A 20,752-nucleotide genomic window follows, 5' to 3' on the forward strand; every position below is an offset into this window, starting at 1 on the left:
TGATGTCGTTTTGAGGGCCCAAAACGACATCAACTGCCAGTCAGTTGGGATTGTCAGCGGGAGACGGCGCGGGCGGCCCTCACCAGGTCCCGGTTGGTGACCATGTACGCCGTCGGGTCTGAATCGCCGGGTGTGCCGAAGGAGTCCCCACGGTCCTTCCGCGTGGAAACCGTGGCCTTGGCGGACAAATGGACCGCGCTCAATCCTGCGGCGTGCAGGGCGGGGATATCGTCCAAGGCGAGTCCGCCGCCAGCCATGACCTCAAGCCGCCCCGCCGCCCGCTGGACCATGCGCTCGAGGGTCTCGATCCCCGCTCCCACCGTCGCGGCGCCCCCGGAGCTGAGCACCCGCGTGAAACCAAGTTCCACGAGTTGCTCGACGGCGGCCGCCGGGTCCGGGGTTTGGTCGATGGCCCGGTGGAAGGTCAGTTGGGCATTGGGGTTGGTCCGCAGAGCCGTGTTGGCGAGCTTTCGCGTGGCTTGGACGTCGATGTGACCGGCGGCCGTGAGGACTCCGATCACCACGCCGTGGGCCCCTTGCCCGAGCAGGAACCGGATCTCGCGGTCCATGGTGTCCAAGTCCGCGTCGGAGTACAGGAAGTCTCCTGGCCGGTTGCGGATCAGCGGGTGGATCTCCAGCCGTCCGTCGGCGGCTTCCTGCGCGGCTTCCATCAGCCCTTGGCTCGGGGTCAGTCCCCCGAGCTCCAAGGCGCTGCAAAGTTCAATCCGGTCCGCGCCTTCTTCAGCGGCAACGGCAGCGCCCTGGGCACCGACGGCGACGATCTCGAGTTTCATGGGAAAACTCTAACGGCCACCGCAGTGCCCAGGGCGCTGCTGCAATGCTTCGCTAGGCCCGATAGGGCTCCAGCTGCTCCTTCTGTTCGGGAGTGAGCCTGCGGACACGGCCGGTGGACTCGTCGACGAACGCCAGATGGGTACTCGCGTTGACGCAATCCTGGCCCGTCACGGGATCTTTGATGACGTAGTGAAGGTCAAAACTTGCCCCCTTCACGGCCCCTACCCAGATCTCAACCAGTGCGGGAATGTTCCGGTACTCCAAGGTCCGGACGTACCGGACCTTGTGCTCCACCACGAGGGTCATGACCCCATCCTCAACGGAGTCGAAAACAGAGACCGGTGGTTCCACTCCGGGGAGTCCGGCACCCCGCGGCGGACCGAAGGCCGCGATGCGGGCCTCTTCGAGCATGCGCACGATCTGGACGTTGTTGATGTGCCCGTACGCGTCCATGTCTCCCCAACGCATGGGTACTTGGACCGAAATTCGCTCGCTCAGCTGTGCACCGCCGTCGAGTCATCCACAACCGTCTCCTCGGCATCCTCACCGGCGAACTGCGACATGTAGAGGCGGTAGTACGCACCCTGCAATGCGAGCAATTGGTTGTGGTTGCCCTGCTCCACGATGCTGCCGTTTTCCATCACCAGGATGGTGTCGGCGTCGCGGATGGTGGACAAGCGGTGGGCGATGACAAAGCTGGTGCGATCCGTGCGGAGGGCAGCCATGGCCTTCTGCAAGAGCAGCTCCGTACGGGTGTCCACGGAGCTTGTGGCCTCGTCCAGGATCAACAGCGAAGGATCGGAAACGAAGGCCCTCGCGATGGTGATCAGCTGCTTCTCGCCCGCACTGACGTTGTTGCCTTCCTCGTCGATGATGGTCTGGTAGCCATCCGGTAGCGCACGCACGAAGCGGTCCACGTAGGTGGCCTTGGCCGCCTCCATGATCTGCTCCTCGGTGGCATCGAGGTTGCCGTACTTGATGTTGTCATAGATGGTCCCGCCGAACAGCCAAGCGTCCTGCAGCACCATGCCCACCTTGGAACGAAGCTCGGAACGGCTCAGCTCCTTGATGTCCACCCCGTCCAGGGTGATACGGCCCGCATTGAGCTCGTAGAACCGCATAACGAGGTTGACGAGGGTGGTCTTGCCCGCGCCTGTGGGTCCGACAATCGCGACGGTGTGTCCGGGCTCCGCACTAAGGGAAAGGTTCTCGATGAGCGGCTTGTCGGCCACGTAGCTGAAGGACACGTTCTCGAACTCGACGTGGCCGTCCGTGCGCGGGGGCAGGTGGCGGGCCGCGTTCTCCGGCATTTCCTCGTCTGCATCCAAGAACTCGAAAACGCGCTCAGCAGAGGCCACGCCGGACTGGAGCATGTTGGCCATGCCGGCGATCTGGCCAAGCGGCTGGGTGAATTCACGCGAGTACTGGATGAACGCCGTGGCGTCGCCAAGGCTCATGGACCCGGAGGCCACACGCAAACCACCGACGACGGCGATGCCCACGTAGCTCAGGTAGGACACGAAGTTCATGGCCGGGAAGATGATGCCGGAAACGAACTGTGCCCCGAACGAGGCCTTGTACAGGGCTTCGTTGCGTTCGTCGAAGCGCTCCAGCATGTCCGCGTCGCGCCCGAAGACCTTGACCAGCTCGTGGCCGGAGAACGATTCCTCGATCTGGCCGTTGAGAGAGCCGGTGTTCTTCCATTGGGCGGCGAAGAGCTTCTGGCTGCGCGAGCCGATCACGCCGGCAAGGACGCCGGAGAGCGGCAAGGCAACCAGCGCAATGAGGGCCAGCTGCCAGGACACGATGAACATCATGATGGTGATGCCGAAAACCGTCAGCACCGAGCTGACCAGCTGGGCGAACGCCTGCTGCAGCCCTTGCTGGACGTTGTCGACGTCGTTGGTCACGCGGGAGAGGATGTCGCCGCGCTGGCGGGTGTCGAAGTAGTTCAGGGGCAAGCGGTTGAGCTTGGCCTGGACGTCATTGCGGAGCCGGTTGATGACTTTCATGACGATCTTGTTCAGGATGTAGCCCTGGGCCCACAGGAAGATGTTGGCCACGAAGTACATCAAGAGCACGATCGAGATCAGGAACGTGAGCTTGGAGAAGTTGATCCCGTTGGTGAGCTCCATCTTGGAGACCATGTCCGCGAAGTTGTTCTGGCCGGCTTGGCGGAGTCCTTCGGCGAAGGCGGCCTGGCTCACGCCGGGAGGCAATTGCTTGCCCATGACGCCGCCGAAGATGACGTCCATGGCGCTGCCGAGGATCTTCGGGGCGATGACGTTCAGGACGACCGAGACCACCACGAGGCCGATGACGAAGACGACTCCGGCAGCCTCCGGCTTGAGCAGCCCGAGGAGCCGCTTGGCCGACGGTCCGAAGGCCTTTGCCTTCTTGGCCGGCAGGTTGCCGAACATGCCGCCGTCGGCTTCGCCCGGGGTGTATTCGGTTTCCTCGATGTCGTCATCGTCCACCGCCGTTACGGCACCGGCGGCGTCCGCATCCTTCACTTCCGCAGCGTCGCGCGCGGCCTTCGCTGCTTCGGCCTTCGCGGCCCAGCCGCGCTTTTGCTGATTCTGTTCGCTCATGCCACTTCCTCCGCGCTCAGCTGGGATTCGACGATCTCCTGGTACGTGGGTGATGTTTCCAGGAGTTCTTCATGGGTGCCGCGGTCGACGATTCTGCCGTTGTCCAGGACCAGGATCTGGTCCGCGTCCGCAATGGTTGAGACGCGCTGGGCCACGATGATGACCGTGGCATCCTGCGTCTTTTCCTTGAGCGCCCTGCGAAGGCGGGCGTCCGTGGCCACATCCAAGGCCGAGAAGGAGTCGTCAAAGAGATAGACCTTGGGCTGCGTCACCAGCGCCCGGGCGATGCAGAGGCGCTGCCTCTGGCCACCGGAGACGTTGGTGCCGCCCTGGGCCACACGACGGTTGAGGCCGGAGGACTTTTCCATGACGAAGTCCTTGGCCTGTGCGGTTTCCAGCGCATCCCAGAGTTCCTGGTCCGTGGCGTCGGTCTTGCCGAAGCGCAGGTTGTGCTCGATGGTTCCGGAGAACAGGTACGGCTTCTGCGGCACGGTGGCCACGCGGCTGGTGATCTCGTCGCGGTCCAGGCTGGTGACTGGAACGCCGTCGAGCAATACATCGCCGGACGCGACGTCGTACAGGCGCGGAAGCAGCGACACCAAGGTGGTCTTGCCTGCGCCGGTGGAGCCGATGATCGCGAGGGTCTGGCCCGGCTCCGCGGTGAAGGAGATGTTGCTCAGCACGGGAGCTTCAGCGCCGGGGTATTTGAAGGTGACATCGCGGAATTCGACGCGACCCTTCTTTTCCGCGGGCGCCACGGGCGCCTTCGGATCGTGGATGGAGGGTTCGACGTCGAGGACCTCGCCGATGCGGTCCGCGCACACGGACGCGCGCGGGATCATCATGGCCATGAAGGTACCCATCATGACGGCCATGAGGATCTGCAGGAGGTACTGCAGGAATGCCGTCAGGGAACCCACCTGCATGTTGCCCGCGTCCACCCTTTGGCCGCCAAACCACAGCACTGCCGCCGTGGAAAGGTGCAGGATCATTCCGATGGCCGGGAACATCAGGACAAACAGGTTGCCGATCTTGACCGACACCAGGGTGAGGTCCTTGTTGGCATCGCCGAAGCGCTTGGCCTCGTACGGTTCACGAACGAACGCCCGTACCACACGGATGCCGATGATCTGCTCGCGCAGGACACCGTTGATGGCGTCGATCTTCTTCTGCATGGAACGGAAGAGCGGCATGAGCCGGACCACGAGGTAACCAACCACGGCCACGAGGACGGGAACCGAGACCCAGACGAGCCACGAGAGGCTGAGGTCCTCGCGCAAGGCCATGATGATGCCGCCGACGCACATGATGGGCGTGGACACCATGAAGTTCAGGCCCATCAGCATGAGCATCTGGACCTGCTGGACGTCGTTGGTGCCACGGGTGATCAACGTGGGTGCGCCGAAGCTGTTGACGTCCTTGGCCGAGAAGCTGCTGACCTTCCGGAAGACGTCCCTGCGCAAGTCGCGGCCCATGGCCATGGCCACGCGGGATCCGAAATAGACACCGGCAATGGCCGCGACGACCTGGCCGAGCGCGACCGCGAGCATCAGGGCGCCGGTTTGCCAGATGTAGTTGGTATCCCCCCGGGACACCCCTTCATCGATGATTTTTGCGTTGAGGCTTGGAAGGTAAAGGGTGGCAATGGTAGACGCCAGCTGGAAGATGATGACGGCTAGTATCTGCGGCAAATACGGCTTGGAGTAGCGCCGTATCAGGGTGACAAGCATGCCCACGGATCCTTAATGAGAGTGCGCGAATGAATTACTGCGAATGACTAAATACTGCGAATGACTAAATACATGGATAGCAGCAGGCGCTGACAGTATTAGTCCCTCAACTCTACGAAATCCGTTGCCCCAGCGAAATATCGATAGCCAAATATCATCCTTGCGGCGTAGCTGAGCCGCTGCAGCGCTTCAAAACTCGCTGCAGCGGCTCCCGTCGCCAGCCTGGCAGGCTCCCGGCCCGCGTCCCGCGGGCGCGGAGGAGGCGGACTCCCCCTAGCCCGCGTGCCGCCCGGTTTCGCCCGCCCGTGAGGCATCACCGGCGAGGAGCAGCAAGGCAGCCCGTTCCTGGCGGCGGCGTTCCCGCTTGAGTTCCTTGCGCAGCGCGGCCAACTCCTCGGCGATCCGCGACTGCTCGACGGCGGTGGCAAGTTGTTCTTGCACGCGTACTTGGAGCTCGCGCTGCGCCTTGCTCAACTGAAGCTGTTGCTCGGCCAGCAACCGTTGGGTGCGGGCCAGCTGGTCCTGGACTTCGCGCAGGCCAGCTGCCGGATCGGGCCGTTCCTGCGTCAGGATGCGGGCGAACTCAAGGTCCAGCTCATCGTGCTCCTTCTCGGCTGCCGCTCGGGCGCGGCTGGCACCCAAGGGGGTGCCGGCGTCGTCGGCTGCTGGGACAAACCCAGCGGACTCGATAACCGGCAGGGTGGAGGTGTCCAGAGTCATCCCGGCCTCGCCGGAAGCGTTTGCCAGCAATTCCCTCTCAGGCGTTGCGTCCACGGTTTTCCGCAGTGGAACTTCCTTGATGAAGAGCACTGCTATGAACGCGACCAGGGCAATCGCCGCGGAGATCATGAAGATCTGGGCGGTGGCATCGCCGTAGGCGGCCCGCATAATGTCGCGGATCGGGGCCGGCAAATCCGTCAGGTCCATGCTCGCATTGCTGGAGCCGCCGCTCACCGGGATGTGTGCCGCGGCGAGGCCTTGGGTGGCAAGGTCCTTGACGTGCGTGGCCATGATGGCACCGAGCACCGAAACACCGATCGCACCGCCGACGGAGCGGAAGAATGCCACGGACGCGCTGGCGGTGCCGATGTCCTGCGCGCGGACGGTGTTCTGGACCGCGAGGACCAGGTTCTGCATGAGCAAGCCAAGGCCCAGCCCGAAAATGGCGGTGTAGCAGCAGGTGATCCACAGTTCGGTGGTGTGGTCGATGGTGCCGGTGAAGGCAAGGCCACCGGCCAGGAACACGGTACCCGCCAGGAGGAAGCGCTTCCACTTTCCGAAGCGGCTGATCAGCTGGCCGGATGCCACCGAGCCCAAGAGATTGCCCGCAATCATGGGCAGCGTCAGGAGGCCGGCCTCGGTAGGCGTGGCGCCACGGGCTACCTGGAAGTACTGGCCAAGGAACGTGGAGGAGCTGAACATCGCGATACCGACGGCGACGGAGGCCAGGATCGCCAAAGCCGTGGTGCGCTGGGAGATGATCTTCAGCGGAATGATGGGCTGGGCCACCTTGGATTCGACCACTACCAGCAGGGCCAGGAGAAGCACGCCGCCGCCTACCATGAGGGCGGACTGCCAGGAGATCCAGTCGTAATAGTCCGGGTTGCCGGCGAAGGAAACCCAGATCAGGAGCAGGCTCACGCCCGAGGTCAGCAGGATGGAGCCGAGCCAGTCGATCTTGGCGGGGCGCTTGATGTGCTGGATCTTGAGGGTCACCTGGAGCAGGATGAGTGCGACGACGGCGAGCGGCACGCAGACGAAGAACGTCCAGCGCCAGCCGAGCGGGCTGTCAACGATGAAGCCGCCGAGCAGCGGGCCACCTGCGGTACCGACCGCCATGACGGCGCCCATGTAACCCGAGTACTTGCCGCGGTCCCGCGGCGGAATCATGGTGCCGATGATGGCCTGGGCCAAGGCGGTGAGGCCGCCCATCGCGATGCCCTGGATGACGCGGGCGGTGAGCAGGAAGGGAATGCTCGTGGAGAAGCCCGCCATGACCGAGCCGGCCACGAAGACCACGATGCTCAGCTGGACCAGGAGCTTCTTGTCGAAGAGATCGGCGAGCTTGCCCCAGATCGGGGTAGTTGCGGCGTTGGCCAGCAGTGCGGCCGTGATGACCCACGCGAAGTCCGTTTGCGTGCCGTGGAGATCGGACATGATGGTCGGGAGGGCGTTGGCCACGATGGTGCTGCTCAGGATGGCGGTGAAGAATGCCGCGAGGAGGCCCGTCAGGGCCTCCATGATCTGGCGGTGCGTCATGGGCGCGGATGACGCCGGTACCGCCGTCGAACGTTCTTGTATTCGGGTTGCCAATGCTGCTGCTCCTAAGCTGTGTGGTTCAAGTGGTGGGAGCCGGCCGCCGTTGCCCGGACTGAGTGGTTGAGTGATGTGGTCAATTTCTCCAGGACCTGCCCTGCTTCCAAGGCGTCTTCCTCGCTCCACTCCGCGAGGTAGGCCCGCAAATTGAGGCTGCGCTGTTCTTCGAAGTTCCGGACCTTTTCGATGCCGGCTTCGGAGAGGGCCACCAATTGGGCCCTGCCGTCGGCAGGATCGGGACGGCGGACCACCAAACCGAGTTCCTCCAGTTCGGCGATGTGCCTGCTGAGGACCGGTGGGCTGACGCCGAGCCGGGATGCGAGCTTCGTGGCCCGGGACTCCCCCTCGCCGATGAAGCGCATGACGCCCTGCAAGGCGAACCCGACGTCGGCATCCTTCGCGATGTTCGCGGTCACGATGCAACGCAGCACCCGCTGGAGATCGAAAATCTGATGGACGAGTTCGGTTGCTGTGCTGGATGCTACAGCCATGGAAGACACCTCACTTTTGTTTGCCTAAAGCAACTATACGCCCAAATGATTGCTTTGGGAAACTAATGATGTGTGAGATGCGTTAAACACCTAGCGCGAGCTGGCAGTTAATGCCCTCATCTTTCGAAAAATGGGTCATTACCTGCCAGCTCGCGCTGGGGTGTGAAGCGTCTGGGGTGTGAAGCGTCTGGGGTGTCAGTCGCCCAAGTGCGTCGGGCCGAACATCTTCAGGAGGGTTTCAACCACGACGACGTTGGGGCCGTCCGCGGCGAAGCCCTCTTTGAGCGCGTCCCCGACGTCCTCCGGGGCCACCCTGCGGGCCGGGACGCCGAAGGCCTCGGCAAGCTTGACGAAGTCCGGGCGGGCGAGCTCGGTGGCCGTGGCCTTGCCGAAGGCGCCCACCATGTATTCGCGCAGGATGCCGTAACCGCCGTCGTCCACGATCAGCCATGTGACCGGGACGTTGTGCTGCTTGGCGGTGGCCAGCTCGGAGATCGAGTACATGGAGGACCCGTCACCGGAGACGGCCAGCACGCGGCTCGGCTTGCCCACGGTTTCCAGTCCCACGGCACCGCCGATGGCCGCCGGGAAGCCGTAGCCGAGGCCGCCGGCGCCCTGGGCCGAGTGGAACTGGCCTTCGCGGGAATCCCAGCAGCTCCAGCCCCAGTACGCGGAAATCGTCATGTCCCAGAAGGTCTGCATGTCCGCCGGAACGGCCTCGCGGATATCGGCCATGAACTTCAGTTCCTTGCCGAGGTCCTGCTCTTCAAGCCGTGCCTTGACCTTGGCGAGGGACTCCTTGACGAGGTCCTCGGGCGTGATGCCGTGCCAATCCGGTGCCGCAGCCGTCGCAGCAAGTGCCTCATCCAAGGCAGAATCGAGGGCGGCGAGGGCCTGGCCGGCGTCGGCGCGGATGCCCAGGCCGGGCCGGTTGGACTCGAGGACCCGGGGTTCGGCGTCGATCTGGATGATGCGACCGCGCGGCTCGAAGGTGAAGTAGTTGGACGTCACCTCGCCCAGGGAGGAACCAATGACGATCAGCACGTCGGCGTCCTCGAGGACATCGGTCATGTGGCGGTCTTCGATCCAGGACTGCAGGGACAGCTCGTGGGTCCAGGGGAACGCCCCGTTGCCACCGGGCGTGCAGATCACCGGGGCGCGGAGTTTCTCGGCGATAGACAGGAGCGACTTCTCGGCCCGGCCACGGCGCGTGCCGCCGCCGGCGATGATCGCCGGACGCTCCGCCGTCGAGAGCCATTTGACGGCTTCGCGGATCAGTTCCACACGTGGCGGGTTGTCGGCCGCTTCGGCGAGGGCGTCCTCCACCGGCGGGACCATGATGGGGTCCAGGAGCACGTTCTGCGGAATTTCGATCCACACCGGGCCCTGCGGAGAGGAAATGGCCTCGGTCCAGGCATCCTGGATGGCCGAGGGAATCCCGGACGCGTGCTGGATGAGGCGCTGGCTCTTGGTGACGTTCGCGGCCGAGGCTTTCTGGTCATCGAGCTGGTGGAGCATGCCCTTCCGGCGCGCCCCCAGACCTTCCAACGGGATCTGGCTCGCGACGACGACCATCGGCACGCCGCTCGCGTACGCTTCCTGCAATCCCGCCAGGGACGTCAGCGCCCCCGGACCGGTGGAGAGGAACAGCACCCCGACCTCGCCGGTGGCACGGGAGTACCCGTCCGCGGCGAACGCCGAGTTGTTTTCCACGCGGGAGGACACGAAGTGAAGCTTGCCGCGGCCCATGGCGTCGAACAGGCCCAGGGCGTGCTGGCCGGGGATCCCAAAGACGGTCTTCGCACCGAGCGCCTCGAGGGTCTCGACGACGAGGTCCCCGCCGTTGCGGACAGGCCTGCCAGGGGCCTCAGGCCGCGAGGGGCCCCCGGCCGAGCTTGCGAGGGTGGGGAGCGGCTGGGGATTCACTTGAGGGCCTCCGCAGCGTTGGCGACGAAACCGGCCGGGCGCCGGGATTCCTGGCCAAGCGCCTGGGCAGCGTAGCCATTAAGGGCGCCGTGGCGGCTGCCTTCGACGGCGTTGTCCGCCATGAGGGTGACGAGCTCGTAGGCAACGTGGCTGGCCGCGACGCCCGTGATCTCGGCGTGGTCGTAGGCCGGTGCGACCTCGACGATGTCCGCGCCCACGAGGTTCATGCCGCGGAAGCCACGGATGATTTCGAGGAGCTCGCGGCTGGTGATGCCGCCGGCTTCAGGCGTGCCGGTACCCGGAGCGTGGGCCGGATCGAGGACGTCGATGTCCACCGAAATGTACAGCGGACGGTTGCCGATGCGGTCCCGGATCTTGGCCACGGTTTCGAGGACGCCCTGGTAGTAGACGTCCGCCGAGGTGACGATGCCGAAGCCGAAGCGGTGGTCGTCGTCGAGGTCCTTCTTGCCGTAGAGCGGGCCGCGGGTGCCGACGTGGCTGATGGCCTCGGTGTCCAGGATGCCTTCTTCGACGGCGCGGCGGAACGGGGTGCCGTGGGTGTACTCGGCGCCGAAGTAAGTGTCCCAGGTGTCCAGGTGGGCGTCGAAGTGAAGCATGGCAACGGGCTCGCCGGCGCGTTCGGCGGCGGCGCGGAGCAGCGGCAGGGCGATGGTGTGGTCGCCACCGAGCGTCACGAGCTTGCTTCCATTGGCGGTCAGGTCCAGCGCGTTCTGCTGGATGGTCTCGATAGCCTCGTTGATGTTGAACGGGTTCACGGCCATGTCGCCGGCGTCGGCAACCTGGATATTCTCAAAGGGGCTGACGTCCCAGGCCGGGTTGTACGGGCGCAGCAAACGGCTGGCTTCACGCACGTGGTTGGCGCCGAAGCGGGCGCCGGGGCGGTAGGAAACACCGGAGTCGAAGGGGACGCCGACCACCGTGACATCGGCCTTGGCAACCTGGTCCAGTCGCGGCAAGCGGGCATAGGTGGCAGCACCGGCATAGCGCGGGATTCGGGCCGAATCAATGGGACCGAGGTTGCCGTTGGCCTCAATACGAAGCTCTTCCAAAATGCGCCACTCCTTTGTGAATAGGTGGATCGGACAGTGACTGTGACACCAATCATACACTCAAAGTTGTCTTATATGCATCACTTGTTTACATCAGCAAAAACCGCCATTGTCCCCTCAACAAGACCGGGCCGGGCGCCTTTGCGCCCGGCCCAGCTTGTCATCTCATGCCTCCTCCCGGGCTACTTGTTCCCGAAGGGCGTCACGTGGAAGTCTCCAAACGACACTTGATGGCCGTCCGTATCCAGCACAACGAGGCTGTCCATTCCGTTTTTCACATCGTCGGGCAGCACGAAGGTCAGGGTATTTTGCTGCGTCGGGAAGAACCAGCCCAAACGGTAGCTGCGCTTGTTCAGGTAGACGTAGTACCACTGGCCGTACTCCACGTTGTGGACCGTCACGGTCTGCCCGCTGCGGTACTTATCCGTTCCGAGCCCCAAGTCCAGCGGCGGAGTCGCGCCGATCAACTCCTGGGAAGCCACGGCAGGCTCCGAACCAGGCTTCGCAGGCTTGACCTTCAGCTCGACCGCTGGCCTGGCCAACTGAAGGGACGCAAGCTTGGCACCGTTGTTTGCGCTGACCGGGATGGTGATTGCCGGGATCTGCTTGGCCGCGATGTCGGCGTCGGCCAGCGTGTAGGTGGAGGTGAGGTTGACCGACTCGCCCACGGCCAGGGTTGGCTTGGACAAACCAATGGCCGCAGCCGAAAGGTCCGTCAACGCCACATTGCCGCTGTTGCTCACCGTGTAGGCGAAGGTGACGGTATCGCCCGGACCGGCAAATCCATCCCCGTCAACATCATTGAAGGTGGGAACCACCGATCCGTTCACTTGGGGATGACGGACCATCAGATCCACCTCGTCACCCGTGACCGTGTAGTTCTGGGTGGCAGCCCCACTACCGGTCACCTGCCAGCCGGTGCTGGGGACGAAGAATCCCTGGGCCGCTTCGTCTGCCGTCACGGTGTGCTGCGGGGTGCCGCAGAGGTAATTGCCCCACACGCTAAGGGCGCTGAACCGGCAGTTGCCCGAGCCTGGCGGCAGGAACGGTTGGAAGTTGCCGGACTGCGGGACAACGGATTCCGTGACGTTGCCCGTGCTGTACACCCGGAACTTGTAAGGCACCGTACTACCTACGGCGTACGGGTGGCTTGCCAGGTCCCGTCCGGCGTCATTGCGGGCGCCGAAAATGTAGGCGCCCACCACGTTGCTGGCGGAACCACCCGAAACCGTCACGGACACGGGTGCGGTAATCGACGACCCGCCCACGTTCAACCTGGCGGTCAGGGGAACCGCACCTGCCTTGGCGTACGACGGCGCCGCGACAGTCAGCTGGACAGTCGCCGAGGCGCCCGGATCGAGGGAGGCGAGCTGCGCCGTCGTCGACGTCCAATCCTGCAAGGCATCAAGGCTGACGGTCGAAGCGGGAAGCGGTGAACTGTCGTTGTTGGTGACGGTCACGCTGAGCTGGGCGCTGCCACCGTTCGTGACGGTGGAGGCACCGGGGACGACGACGGCGGCAACCGGGCTCAGCCAGGCCGTGTCGAATTTCCCGAAGGTGATGGTGTTGCTGTCACCTTCGTACAGGACGCCGAAAGTCCCGTCCGAAAGGGCACTCAGGGTGGAGTAGGACATGCTTCCGGGCTTGAAGACGCGCGAGGAGCCCCACGTCTTGCCGTCGTCGGCAGAGTAGCGGACAGTACCGTCCACCCGCGCGCCGCCGGCGGTAGGAGTGGGCGAATTGGAGAAGAGCAGCTTCTTGGCATCCGCCGATCCTTGAGCCGCGTCCGGATACATCCTGGTGATCGAGCCGTTGTTCCGCGGATCCGGGAGTTGCGTCTCGGCAACAGGCGTGCTGTACGTGACACCGCCGTCGGAGGAATACCCCACCTTCCGGAAATGCGGATTGGCGCCGGTGCTGTCCCGCGAGTTCAACATGACGCGGCCGTCGGAGAGTTCCACCGCCTTGTTCTCGTCCATGCCCGTTCCGGTGGGCTTACCCATGTTCCACGTCTTGCCGTGGTCATCGGAGTAGACGCTGTACGCCTGGATCTGGCGGCTCCCGTCGGGCTGGACAATGGTTCCGGCAAACTGCTGGATGAGCCTTCCGGCGTGCGCTCCGTACTTGAGCTGGATGCCCTCGCCGGACGAAGCGAACATGCTGACCACGCCGCCAACGTTGGGGACGCCGTTGACAGTGCTGCCGTTTGGCTTGACGGTACTGGTGACCAGCGGACCTGCAAACCCGGCGTAGGCGGAACCCGCAGCGTAGCTGGAGGGCACAGGCAGGGTGGTCTGATTGGCCGGATCCGTGGACCACGTGAGTCCGCGGTCGGTGGAGACGGACACTTGCGAGCTGATCACGTTGGGGTCGGTGTCGTCGTTGCCGAGCACGCTGCCCGCAAATCCCTGGTTCTTCGAGTAGACGTGGAAGTTGAACACCGTCCCGGTGACTTTGTCCACGACGTAGCTGGGGTCGCTGAAACCGTATTTCTGTACGCCCGCTGAGCCCATCTGTCCCCGCGCGATGAAGGTGGGACTGCCCCACGTCTTTCCGCTGTCGGTGCTGCGCCGCTGGACGATCGAGTTGGCCGAGGGTGAATCGCCCCCATCGGGACGGCCATCGTAGGAAGCCAGGAGGACTCCGTCGCCCAAGTCCGCGAGCGCGACGATCCGGTAATACTTGCCGAGCACGGGGTCGATGGCGTTGTCACCGTTGGAAGCCAGGACCTGCTCGGCGTAGCTTCCCGGAGGGTTGGAGGGAACGTTGGGACTCGGGAATGGATCCAACGCGGCGTAGGCGGGCACAACGGTTGACGTCACGAGAACTGCGGCGGCTGCCAAGGAGACGGCTAGTCTGCCCCGACTCCATCCCGGCCGCCTCCTGACCCTGTCACTGAGTAGCGGGTTATTCATGCGTAGCCCTTTCGTTTTTGGTCACATCCAACATAGGACGTTCTATATGCTACGTGATGCCGCTCACATGCCAAATGCTTGAATGCGTCTTTCCTGGAAGTGACCCGCCTCACAAGCGGCGTAAAGATTCCATAAAGACGGGCATCCACTCCCCGGTACACCCGTACGCTCCATCTGGAGCAGCTTCCAGGCTGCGCGAAAGGACCATGTGACAACGCTGACCAGGCCGCCGGCCGAACCCTCTGACCGGCACAAGCCCGCGGGCGACATCAAACAGGGGCAATTCAAGCGATGGCTGCTCGACGGAATGCCTGAGACCTCGGGAAAACGCCAGGGTCCACACGGCAAGCCGGACGAGGGCCACACTCCCCAGTCCTGGTGGAAGGTCATGTGCCTCACGGGCGTCGACTACTTCTCCACCCTCGGCTACCAGCCCGCCATTGCGGCGCTCGCCGCGGGTATCGTTTCGCCGCTCGCCACGATTGTCCTGGTGGCCGTCACCTTGCTCGGCGCCCTGCCGGTCTACCGCCGGGTGGCTTCCGAAAGCGCCCGCGGCGAAGGCTCCATCGCGATGCTTGAGCGGCTCCTCCCCCGGTGGGGCGGCAAACTCTTCGTCCTCGCCTTGCTGGGATTCGCCGCCACGGACTTCATGATCACCATGACGCTCTCCGCCGCGGATGCGAGCGCCCACGCCATCGAAAACCCTTTTGCACCGGAATGGCTCCATGGGCAGGAAATCACCATCACCCTGGCGCTCATCGCCGGCCTTGGCGTGGTGTTCCTCAGGGGATTCAAGGAGGCCATCAACGTCGCCGTCGTGTTGGTGGGCGTCTATCTGGTGCTGAACGCCGTCGTCGTCGCGGTCGGCTTGGCGCACGTGGTGACCGAGGCGCATGTGGCGACCGATTGGTGGGCTGCATTGAACCAGCAGCACGGCAACCCGTTGATCATGGTGGGCATCGCGCTCCTGGTCTTCCCGAAACTTGCCCTGGGGCTCTCAGGGTTCGAGACCGGCGTCGCGGTCATGCCCCAGATCAAGGGCAGCCCGAGCGACACGGAGGAAAATCCCGCGGGCCGCATCCGCGGCACCCACAAACTGCTCACGACGGCGGCACTCATCATGAGTGCCTTCCTGGTGGCCTCGAGCTTCATCACCACGTTCCTGATTCCGGCCGCTGAATTCCAGCCGGGAGGGAAAGCCGACGGTCGAGCCCTCGCATTCCTTGCGCACCAATTCCTGGGCGACGGCTTCGGCACGGTGTATGACATCAGCACCATCGCCATCTTGTGGTTTGCCGGGGCCTCCGCCATGGCCGGCTTGTTGAACCTCGTGCCGCGCTATTTGCCGCGTTTCGGCATGGCCCCGGCGTGGACCAAAGCCGTCCGCCCGCTGGTCCTGGTCTTCACGGCGGTTGGATTCATCATCACGTTGGTCTTCGAGGCAAACGTGGAGGCCCAAGGCGGTGCCTACGCCACCGGCGTCCTGGTCCTCATGACCTCGGCCTCGATCGCAGTCACCCTGTCCGCGCGCCGGAAGAAGCAACGGGGCAAGGCCCTCGCTTTCGGTGCTGTCGCGGTGGTCTTCGCCTACACCACGGTGGCCAATGTGGTGGAACGCCCGGACGGTATCAGGATCGCTGCCCTGTTCATCCTCGGCATTGTCCTGGTGAGCTTCGCGTCGCGGGTACGCCGGTCCTTCGAACTGCGGGCTACCCACATCAAGATGGACCAGATGGCCCTCGAGTTCACGGCATCGAACGAGGAAGGCCCCATCCGGATCATCGCCCACGAGCCCAAGCGGCTGAGCGCCGACCGGTACGAGTTGAAGCTGCAGCATGCCCAGCAAGCCAACCACTTGCCGGTGGACAGCCACGCGATCTTCATCGAGATCATCGTGGATGACAGCTCAGATTTCGAGCAGGAACTCCTCGTGGAAGGCAAGGTCCGGCACGGCTTCAAGATCCTGGAGATCCACAGCAACAACGTGCCCAACACGCTGGCCGCGGTACTCCTCCACATCCGCGACGTCACGGGACTCATGCCGCACATCTATTTCCGCTGGACCGAAGGCAATCCGATCGCCAATCTGAGCAAGTTCCTCTTCTTCGGCGAGGGCGAGATTGCACCGGTGACCCGCGAAGTGCTGCGCGAAGCCGAACCGGACATCACGCGCAGGCCATGGGTGCACGTGGGCTGAAATGGGCTGAACATGGCAGTGTTGGTGCCGCTCGCCGCAGAGCGGCACCAACAGAGCGGCACCAACACAGTCTTCCTAGCTGATCGCGGAGGCGCCACGCTCCCCGGTCCGGACCCGGACGGCTTGCGAAACGTCGACCGTCCAGATCTTCCCGTCTCCGAACTGGCCCGTACTTGCACCGGAGATGATGGCGTCCACTATTCCGTCCACGAGATCGTCCGTGGCCAGGACCTCCACCCGGATTTTGGGAAGGAGATCGGAATTGTATTCCGCGCCCCGGTACACCTCCACGAAGCCCCGTTGCTGGCCGTAACCGTTGGCTTGGCTCACGGTCATCCCGTTGACTCCAAAGTGTTCCAAAGCTTCCCGGACCTCGTCGATCCGCTCCGGCCTCACGATGGCCGTGACCAGTTTCACGTCGACGCCTTGCTGCGCATCCGATCTGTTTTCCCGTTGGAGCTGGCTTCTGGGTCACCGCTGGAACTCGACGGAGCTTTGCCGTTCTGCGGTTCTCCCGGATTGAAGGACCCGCCAATCATGGCCAGCTCGTAGGCTGTTTCCGCGTGCTCCGTGATGTCGATGCCGGCCAGCTCTTCGTGCTCCTTGACGCGCATGCCCACCGTCTTGTGGATGGCGAGCCCGATGAGCGTCGTCATGATCGCCGTCCACGCAGTGACCACCAAGGCCGTCAATATTTGGGGCCAGAATTGGCTCAGGCCGCCGCCGTAGAAAAGGCCGCCTTCAGTCTTTGCCGAGGGTACCGCGAAGAATCCGAGGGACAGGGTCCCCCACAGGCCGCCGACAAAGTGGACGGCAACAACATCCAAGGAGTCGTCAAGGCCGATCTTGAACTTCAGTCCGATGGCCAGTGCACAGACGGCACCCGCGATGACGCCGATGACGATGGCGCCAATGGGGTCCACGAATCCACAGGCCGGGGTGACCGCCACCAAGCCGGCGACCGCGCCGGATGCGGCACCAAGGGACGTCGCGTGGCCGTCGCGCAGCCTTTCGACAAGCAGCCAACCGAGGAGCGCCGCGCTTGTGGCCAAGAGGGTATTCGTCCAGGCGAGCGCGGCAATTCCATCAGCGGCCAGTTCCGAACCGGCGTTGAATCCGAACCACCCGAACCACAACAGGCCTGCCCCGAGCATCACGAAGGGGAGGTTGTGCGGCCGGATGTTGGGGTCTTTCATGAATCCGAGCCGCTTGCCGAGCACTACCGCAAGCATCAGCCCTGCCATGCCGGCGTTCATGTGGACGACGGTGCCACCGGCAAAGTCGAGGGCCGAGATCTTGCTGCCGATGATCCCTGTGGATCCGAAGAGGCCGCCGCCCCAAACCCAGTGGGCAATAGGAGCGTAGACAATGGTGACCCAGAGGCCGGCAAACAGCAGCCAGGGGCCAAACCTGACCCGTTCGGCCACCGCGCCACTGATCAGTGCCACCGTGATGATGGCGAAGGTGGCTTGGAACCCTATGAAGACCATGTCCGGCAACCCCGGGGCTTTCCCGCCGATGACGCTGGCCAGTCCGCTGAGTCCGAAGTTCGCGAAGGGATCTCCGATGAATCCGCCAAGGGTATCCGGGCCGAACGCGAGTCCGTAACCCCACAGGGCCCAGACCACCGCGACAACGCCGATGGCGCCAAAGCTCATCATCATGATGTTGAGGACGGACTTCATCCTGACCAGGCCGCCGTAGAAGAACGCCAAACCTGGCGTCATGAGAAGGACGAGGGCGGAAGCTGCAAGCATCCAGGCTGTTGCGCCTGGATCGAGGGTCTGGGGGTTCACATCCAGCCCTACGCTGAAGAATACTGGGGTCATTTCGGGAGCCTTCCTGCATATACGGCGCTCCATGGCGCCCGCACGGCGAGACCATTTTTAAAACGAACAGGTCCTGGTACCCCACGGGATACCGACCTTGACGAGTTGCCTTGACTCGAAGGTACAGTCGCCCTGTTTCAGCAGTCGGCACGGATCATTTCAGGCACGTAACACCGAAGGCCCCAGGGTTAAATCCCGGAGTCAGTCATGTTTCAGGCGTGTTACGCCGCGTGTCGGCCACATGCGGTCCCGTATCGCAAAGTGCCGGCGTCAGCGGCTGGCTGCCGGCACCAGGATCCAGAGCACCTCAACGGGCTCGTCGGTTGGATTGACCCAGGTGTGCGGCTCGCGGCCCGGGAAGGACAGCGTGTCCCCCTCTTCGAGTTCGTACTCCTCGTTGGTGAGGATCAATTTGATGCGGCCCTTGACCACGTGCAGGACGTCGACGTCGCAATCGACGGCGTAAAGCTCGGCTTCTCCCCGGCCGCGGGGCTCGATGGAAGCCTGTAGGATCTGCAGCCGTCGTTCCGACCGGGCGGTCAGGAGCCGCTCCACGATTCCCTGGCCGCCAAGCGAAATCCGCGGCCCATCGTCGCGCCGCGTCAGGTGCGTCTCAGGTGCGGCGAAAAGATCGCCGATGGAGACTGAAAGAACTTGGCAAAGCGTCACAAGGGAAGCGACCGACGGCGATGTCAGGTCACGTTCCACCCGGCTCAGGAACCCTTTGGTCAGGCCGGTGGCGTCGGCAACCTGCTCGATGGTGAGCCGCTGCGATTGGCGGGCGGCACGGATTCTGGAACCGATGGCAACGGGGACATTGCTCGGTTCAACGGGGAGAGCCTTCATTCACGAACCTTTCAGGCCGTTTCTGCGGCCCTGTCATTGCAGCAATAGTAGCCGGATCGCCCGCGCGGCAGGGCCTTTGGCAAGCTGGAGGAGCGCCGATGAGTCCGCTGGGCGAGACAGCACCTTGACTGTTACTCGCATCACTACGTATCCTCATAGGCAACAAGTGTTGTTTGTGAGGCATACATCACAGACTACTCTCCCCAATCACCAGCGCAGAGACCTTCCGCAACCCGCAACGAAACCCAGCGGACCGGCGTCGGAATCCCCAAGGGCTCTGCGCATCACTTTCAGGAGCCAACCGTGGACTCTTCGTTCATCAATATTGCGATCGTGGTGGTGTATTTGCTCGCCATGCTGGCCTTCGGCTGGTGGGGCAAGTCGCGCACCAAGAACAACAGCGACTTCCTCGTGGCAGGACGCCGCCTCGGTCCGATGCTCTACACCGGCACCATGGCCGCAGTCGTCCTCGGCGGCGCATCGACGGTTGGCGGCGTCGGCCTCGGCTACAAGTTCGGCGTCTCCGGCATGTGGCTGGTTGTCGCGATCGGTTCGGGCGTGCTCCTCCTGAGCCTGCTTTTCGCCGGCACCATCCAGCGGCTGAAGATCTACACGGTCTCCCAGATGCTGAGCCTGCGTTACGGACAGCGCGCCACACAGACTTCCGGCATCGTCATGCTCGCCTACACCCTGATGCTGTGCGCCACGTCCACGGGCGCCTACGCCACCATCTTCGTTGTACTCTTCGGCTGGGAGCGCTGGCTCGCCATCGCCGTCGGCGGCGCAATCGTCCTGGTCTACTCAACGATCGGCGGCATGTGGTCCATCACCCTCGCCGACCAGGTGCAGTTCATCATCAAGACCGTGGGCATCTTCTTCCTCATGCTCCCGTTCGTCCTGAACGCCGCAGGCGGCTTCGATGGCATCCGTGCCCGCGTTGACGCCAGCTTCTTCCAGTTGGACGGCATCGGGGCACAAACCATCATCACGTACTTCGTGGTCTACACCCTGGGCCTGCTGATCGGCCAGGACATCTGGCAGCGCGTCTTCACCGCCAAGACTCCCAAGGTGGCCCGTTGGGGCGGTGCCACCGCGGGTATCTACTGCGTCCTGTACGGCGTCGCCGGCGCATTGATCGGCCTTGCCGCCCGCGTGGCACTGCCCAACATCGACGTGAAGGCCCTCGGCAAGGACGTCGTCTACGCCGAGGTTGCAACGCACATCCTGCCGATCGGCATCGGCGGCCTCGTGATGGCCGCTGCGGTCGCGGCCATGATGTCCACGGCTTCCGGAGCCCTCATCGCCGCGGCCACCGTTGCCCGCGCCGACGTGGTCCCGTTCGTGGCCAGCTGGTTCGGCAAGACCATCAACACCGACGACACCGAGAACCCCGAGCACGACGTCAAGGCCAACCGCTACTGGGTCCTCGGACTGGGCATCGTGGCCGTGTTGATATCCATGGCGGCGCAAGACGTCGTGGTCGCCCTGACCATCGCCTACGACATCCTGGTGGGCGGCCTGCTGGTTGCCATCCTGGGTGGCCTGGTCTGGAAGCGGGGCACCGGTATTGCCGCGGCCTGGTCCATGGCCGTGGGGTCCGTACTCACACTGGCCCTGCTGATCGCCTATGCCACGGGAATCATTCCCAGCGAAGACGGCGTCTACGCCAACGATCCCATCTACTGGGGCCTCGGAGCCTCGTTGCTGGTGTACGTCGTGGTCTCGCTGCTGACGCCTCCCACGGAGCCCCAGGTCCGCGAAGCATGGGACCGTCGCGTCGCCGGAGGAGTCACCGAGGAACTCCCGCTGGAGGCCCACCCGGTGGCCAGCCACTAAGTTTCACAGAGTCAAGTACGACGGCGGCGCCGCACCTTTTTCCGGGGTGCGGCGCCGCCGTCGCATGTACAGTAGGAAGAGCTTCAAGAGATGTGGCGCCAAGCTCCGACTTGCCACACGCCAACCCCATGTTCACGGGTGGTTCGGATGAAGAAGCGGCCCGGCTCGGACCAGAGACAACCGAACGGGCAAGAGCAACTCCACAGGAGA

General features: G+C 63.9%; 14 protein-coding genes and 1 riboswitch. Of the genes, 2 read left to right on the forward strand and 12 right to left on the reverse strand.

The genetic code is table 11. The features are described 5' to 3' along the window. Positions 1-53 precede the first annotated feature (53 nt). From AB4068_RS10405 to AB4068_RS10445, 9 genes are all read right to left on the reverse strand, one after another. Positions 54-794, reverse strand: coding sequence for a copper homeostasis protein CutC (locus tag AB4068_RS10405; RefSeq protein WP_441433333.1), 741 nt, complete (start codon positions 792-794; stop codon positions 54-56). Between the two features lie 52 nt (positions 795-846). Beyond that, positions 847-1,263 carry an acyl-CoA thioesterase gene (locus AB4068_RS10410; RefSeq protein ID WP_307054017.1) on the reverse strand — a complete coding sequence of 139 codons (417 nt, stop codon included), beginning with the start codon at positions 1,261-1,263 and terminating at the stop codon, positions 847-849. Positions 1,264-1,289: 26 nt separating this feature from the next. Next, positions 1,290-3,386 carry an ABC transporter ATP-binding protein gene (locus tag AB4068_RS10415; RefSeq protein ID WP_441433334.1) on the reverse strand — a complete coding sequence of 699 codons (2,097 nt, stop codon included), beginning with the start codon at positions 3,384-3,386 and terminating at the stop codon, positions 1,290-1,292. Then, positions 3,383-5,116: an ABC transporter ATP-binding protein gene (locus tag AB4068_RS10420; protein ID WP_284751458.1), complete on the reverse strand. Its 1,734-nt coding sequence runs from the start codon at positions 5,114-5,116 to the stop codon at positions 3,383-3,385. The genes AB4068_RS10415 and AB4068_RS10420 overlap by 4 nt, the downstream gene beginning before the upstream one ends. A gap of 273 nt (positions 5,117-5,389) precedes the next feature. Further along, on the reverse strand, positions 5,390-7,375 hold the full coding sequence (locus AB4068_RS10425) for an MFS transporter (protein ID WP_441433361.1): 1,986 nt from the start codon (positions 7,373-7,375) through the stop codon (positions 5,390-5,392). A gap of 65 nt (positions 7,376-7,440) precedes the next feature. Next, the gene (locus tag AB4068_RS10430; RefSeq protein ID WP_059388130.1) at positions 7,441-7,923 is read right to left on the reverse strand and encodes a MarR family winged helix-turn-helix transcriptional regulator; all 483 of its coding nucleotides are present in this window, start codon (positions 7,921-7,923) and stop codon (positions 7,441-7,443) included. 195 nt (positions 7,924-8,118) lie between these two features. After that, positions 8,119-9,849, reverse strand: coding sequence for a thiamine pyrophosphate-binding protein (locus tag AB4068_RS10435; RefSeq protein ID WP_441433335.1), 1,731 nt, complete (start codon positions 9,847-9,849; stop codon positions 8,119-8,121). Beyond that, positions 9,846-10,919: an agmatinase gene (speB, locus tag AB4068_RS10440; protein ID WP_441433336.1), complete on the reverse strand. Its 1,074-nt coding sequence runs from the start codon at positions 10,917-10,919 to the stop codon at positions 9,846-9,848. Before speB ends, AB4068_RS10435 begins: the two co-directional genes overlap by 4 nt. 182 nt (positions 10,920-11,101) lie before the next feature. Next, positions 11,102-13,762, reverse strand: coding sequence for an exo-alpha-sialidase (locus AB4068_RS10445; protein WP_441433337.1), 2,661 nt, complete (start codon positions 13,760-13,762; stop codon positions 11,102-11,104). Positions 13,763-14,042: 280 nt separating this feature from the next. Here AB4068_RS10445 and AB4068_RS10450 point away from each other — a divergent pair, with 280 nt between their 5' ends. Further along, a complete protein-coding gene (locus AB4068_RS10450) occupies positions 14,043-16,031 on the forward strand; it encodes an amino acid transporter (RefSeq protein WP_441433338.1) in 1,989 nt (662 codons plus the stop codon). 75 nt (positions 16,032-16,106) lie between these two features. On the opposite strand, the gene AB4068_RS10455 is transcribed toward AB4068_RS10450, so the two are convergent. The 3 genes from AB4068_RS10455 to AB4068_RS10465 all read right to left on the reverse strand — a co-directional run bounded on the left by AB4068_RS10455 (position 16,107) and on the right by AB4068_RS10465 (position 18,706). After that, positions 16,107-16,448 carry a P-II family nitrogen regulator gene (locus tag AB4068_RS10455; protein WP_059388134.1) on the reverse strand — a complete coding sequence of 114 codons (342 nt, stop codon included), beginning with the start codon at positions 16,446-16,448 and terminating at the stop codon, positions 16,107-16,109. Further along, positions 16,445-17,860 (reverse strand): ammonium transporter, encoded by a 1,416-nt coding sequence (locus tag AB4068_RS10460; protein ID WP_441433339.1) that lies wholly within the window; start codon positions 17,858-17,860, stop codon positions 16,445-16,447. The genes AB4068_RS10455 and AB4068_RS10460 overlap by 4 nt, the downstream gene beginning before the upstream one ends. A 270-nt stretch (positions 17,861-18,130) precedes the next feature. Beyond that, positions 18,131-18,706, reverse strand: coding sequence for a helix-turn-helix domain-containing protein (locus AB4068_RS10465; RefSeq protein WP_059388136.1), 576 nt, complete (start codon positions 18,704-18,706; stop codon positions 18,131-18,133). A 303-nt stretch (positions 18,707-19,009) separates the two neighbouring features. Between AB4068_RS10465 and AB4068_RS10470 the strand changes: the two genes are divergently transcribed. Next, the gene (locus AB4068_RS10470; RefSeq protein ID WP_059388137.1) at positions 19,010-20,542 is read left to right on the forward strand and encodes a sodium:solute symporter; all 1,533 of its coding nucleotides are present in this window, start codon (positions 19,010-19,012) and stop codon (positions 20,540-20,542) included. An 81-nt stretch (positions 20,543-20,623) separates the two neighbouring features. Beyond that, positions 20,624-20,743, forward strand: a riboswitch (SAM riboswitch). The last annotated feature ends 9 nt before the right edge of the window (positions 20,744-20,752 follow it).

The organism is Arthrobacter sp. 2RAF22 (assembly GCF_052115325.1).
GTDB lineage: Bacteria > Actinomycetota > Actinomycetes > Actinomycetales > Micrococcaceae > Arthrobacter.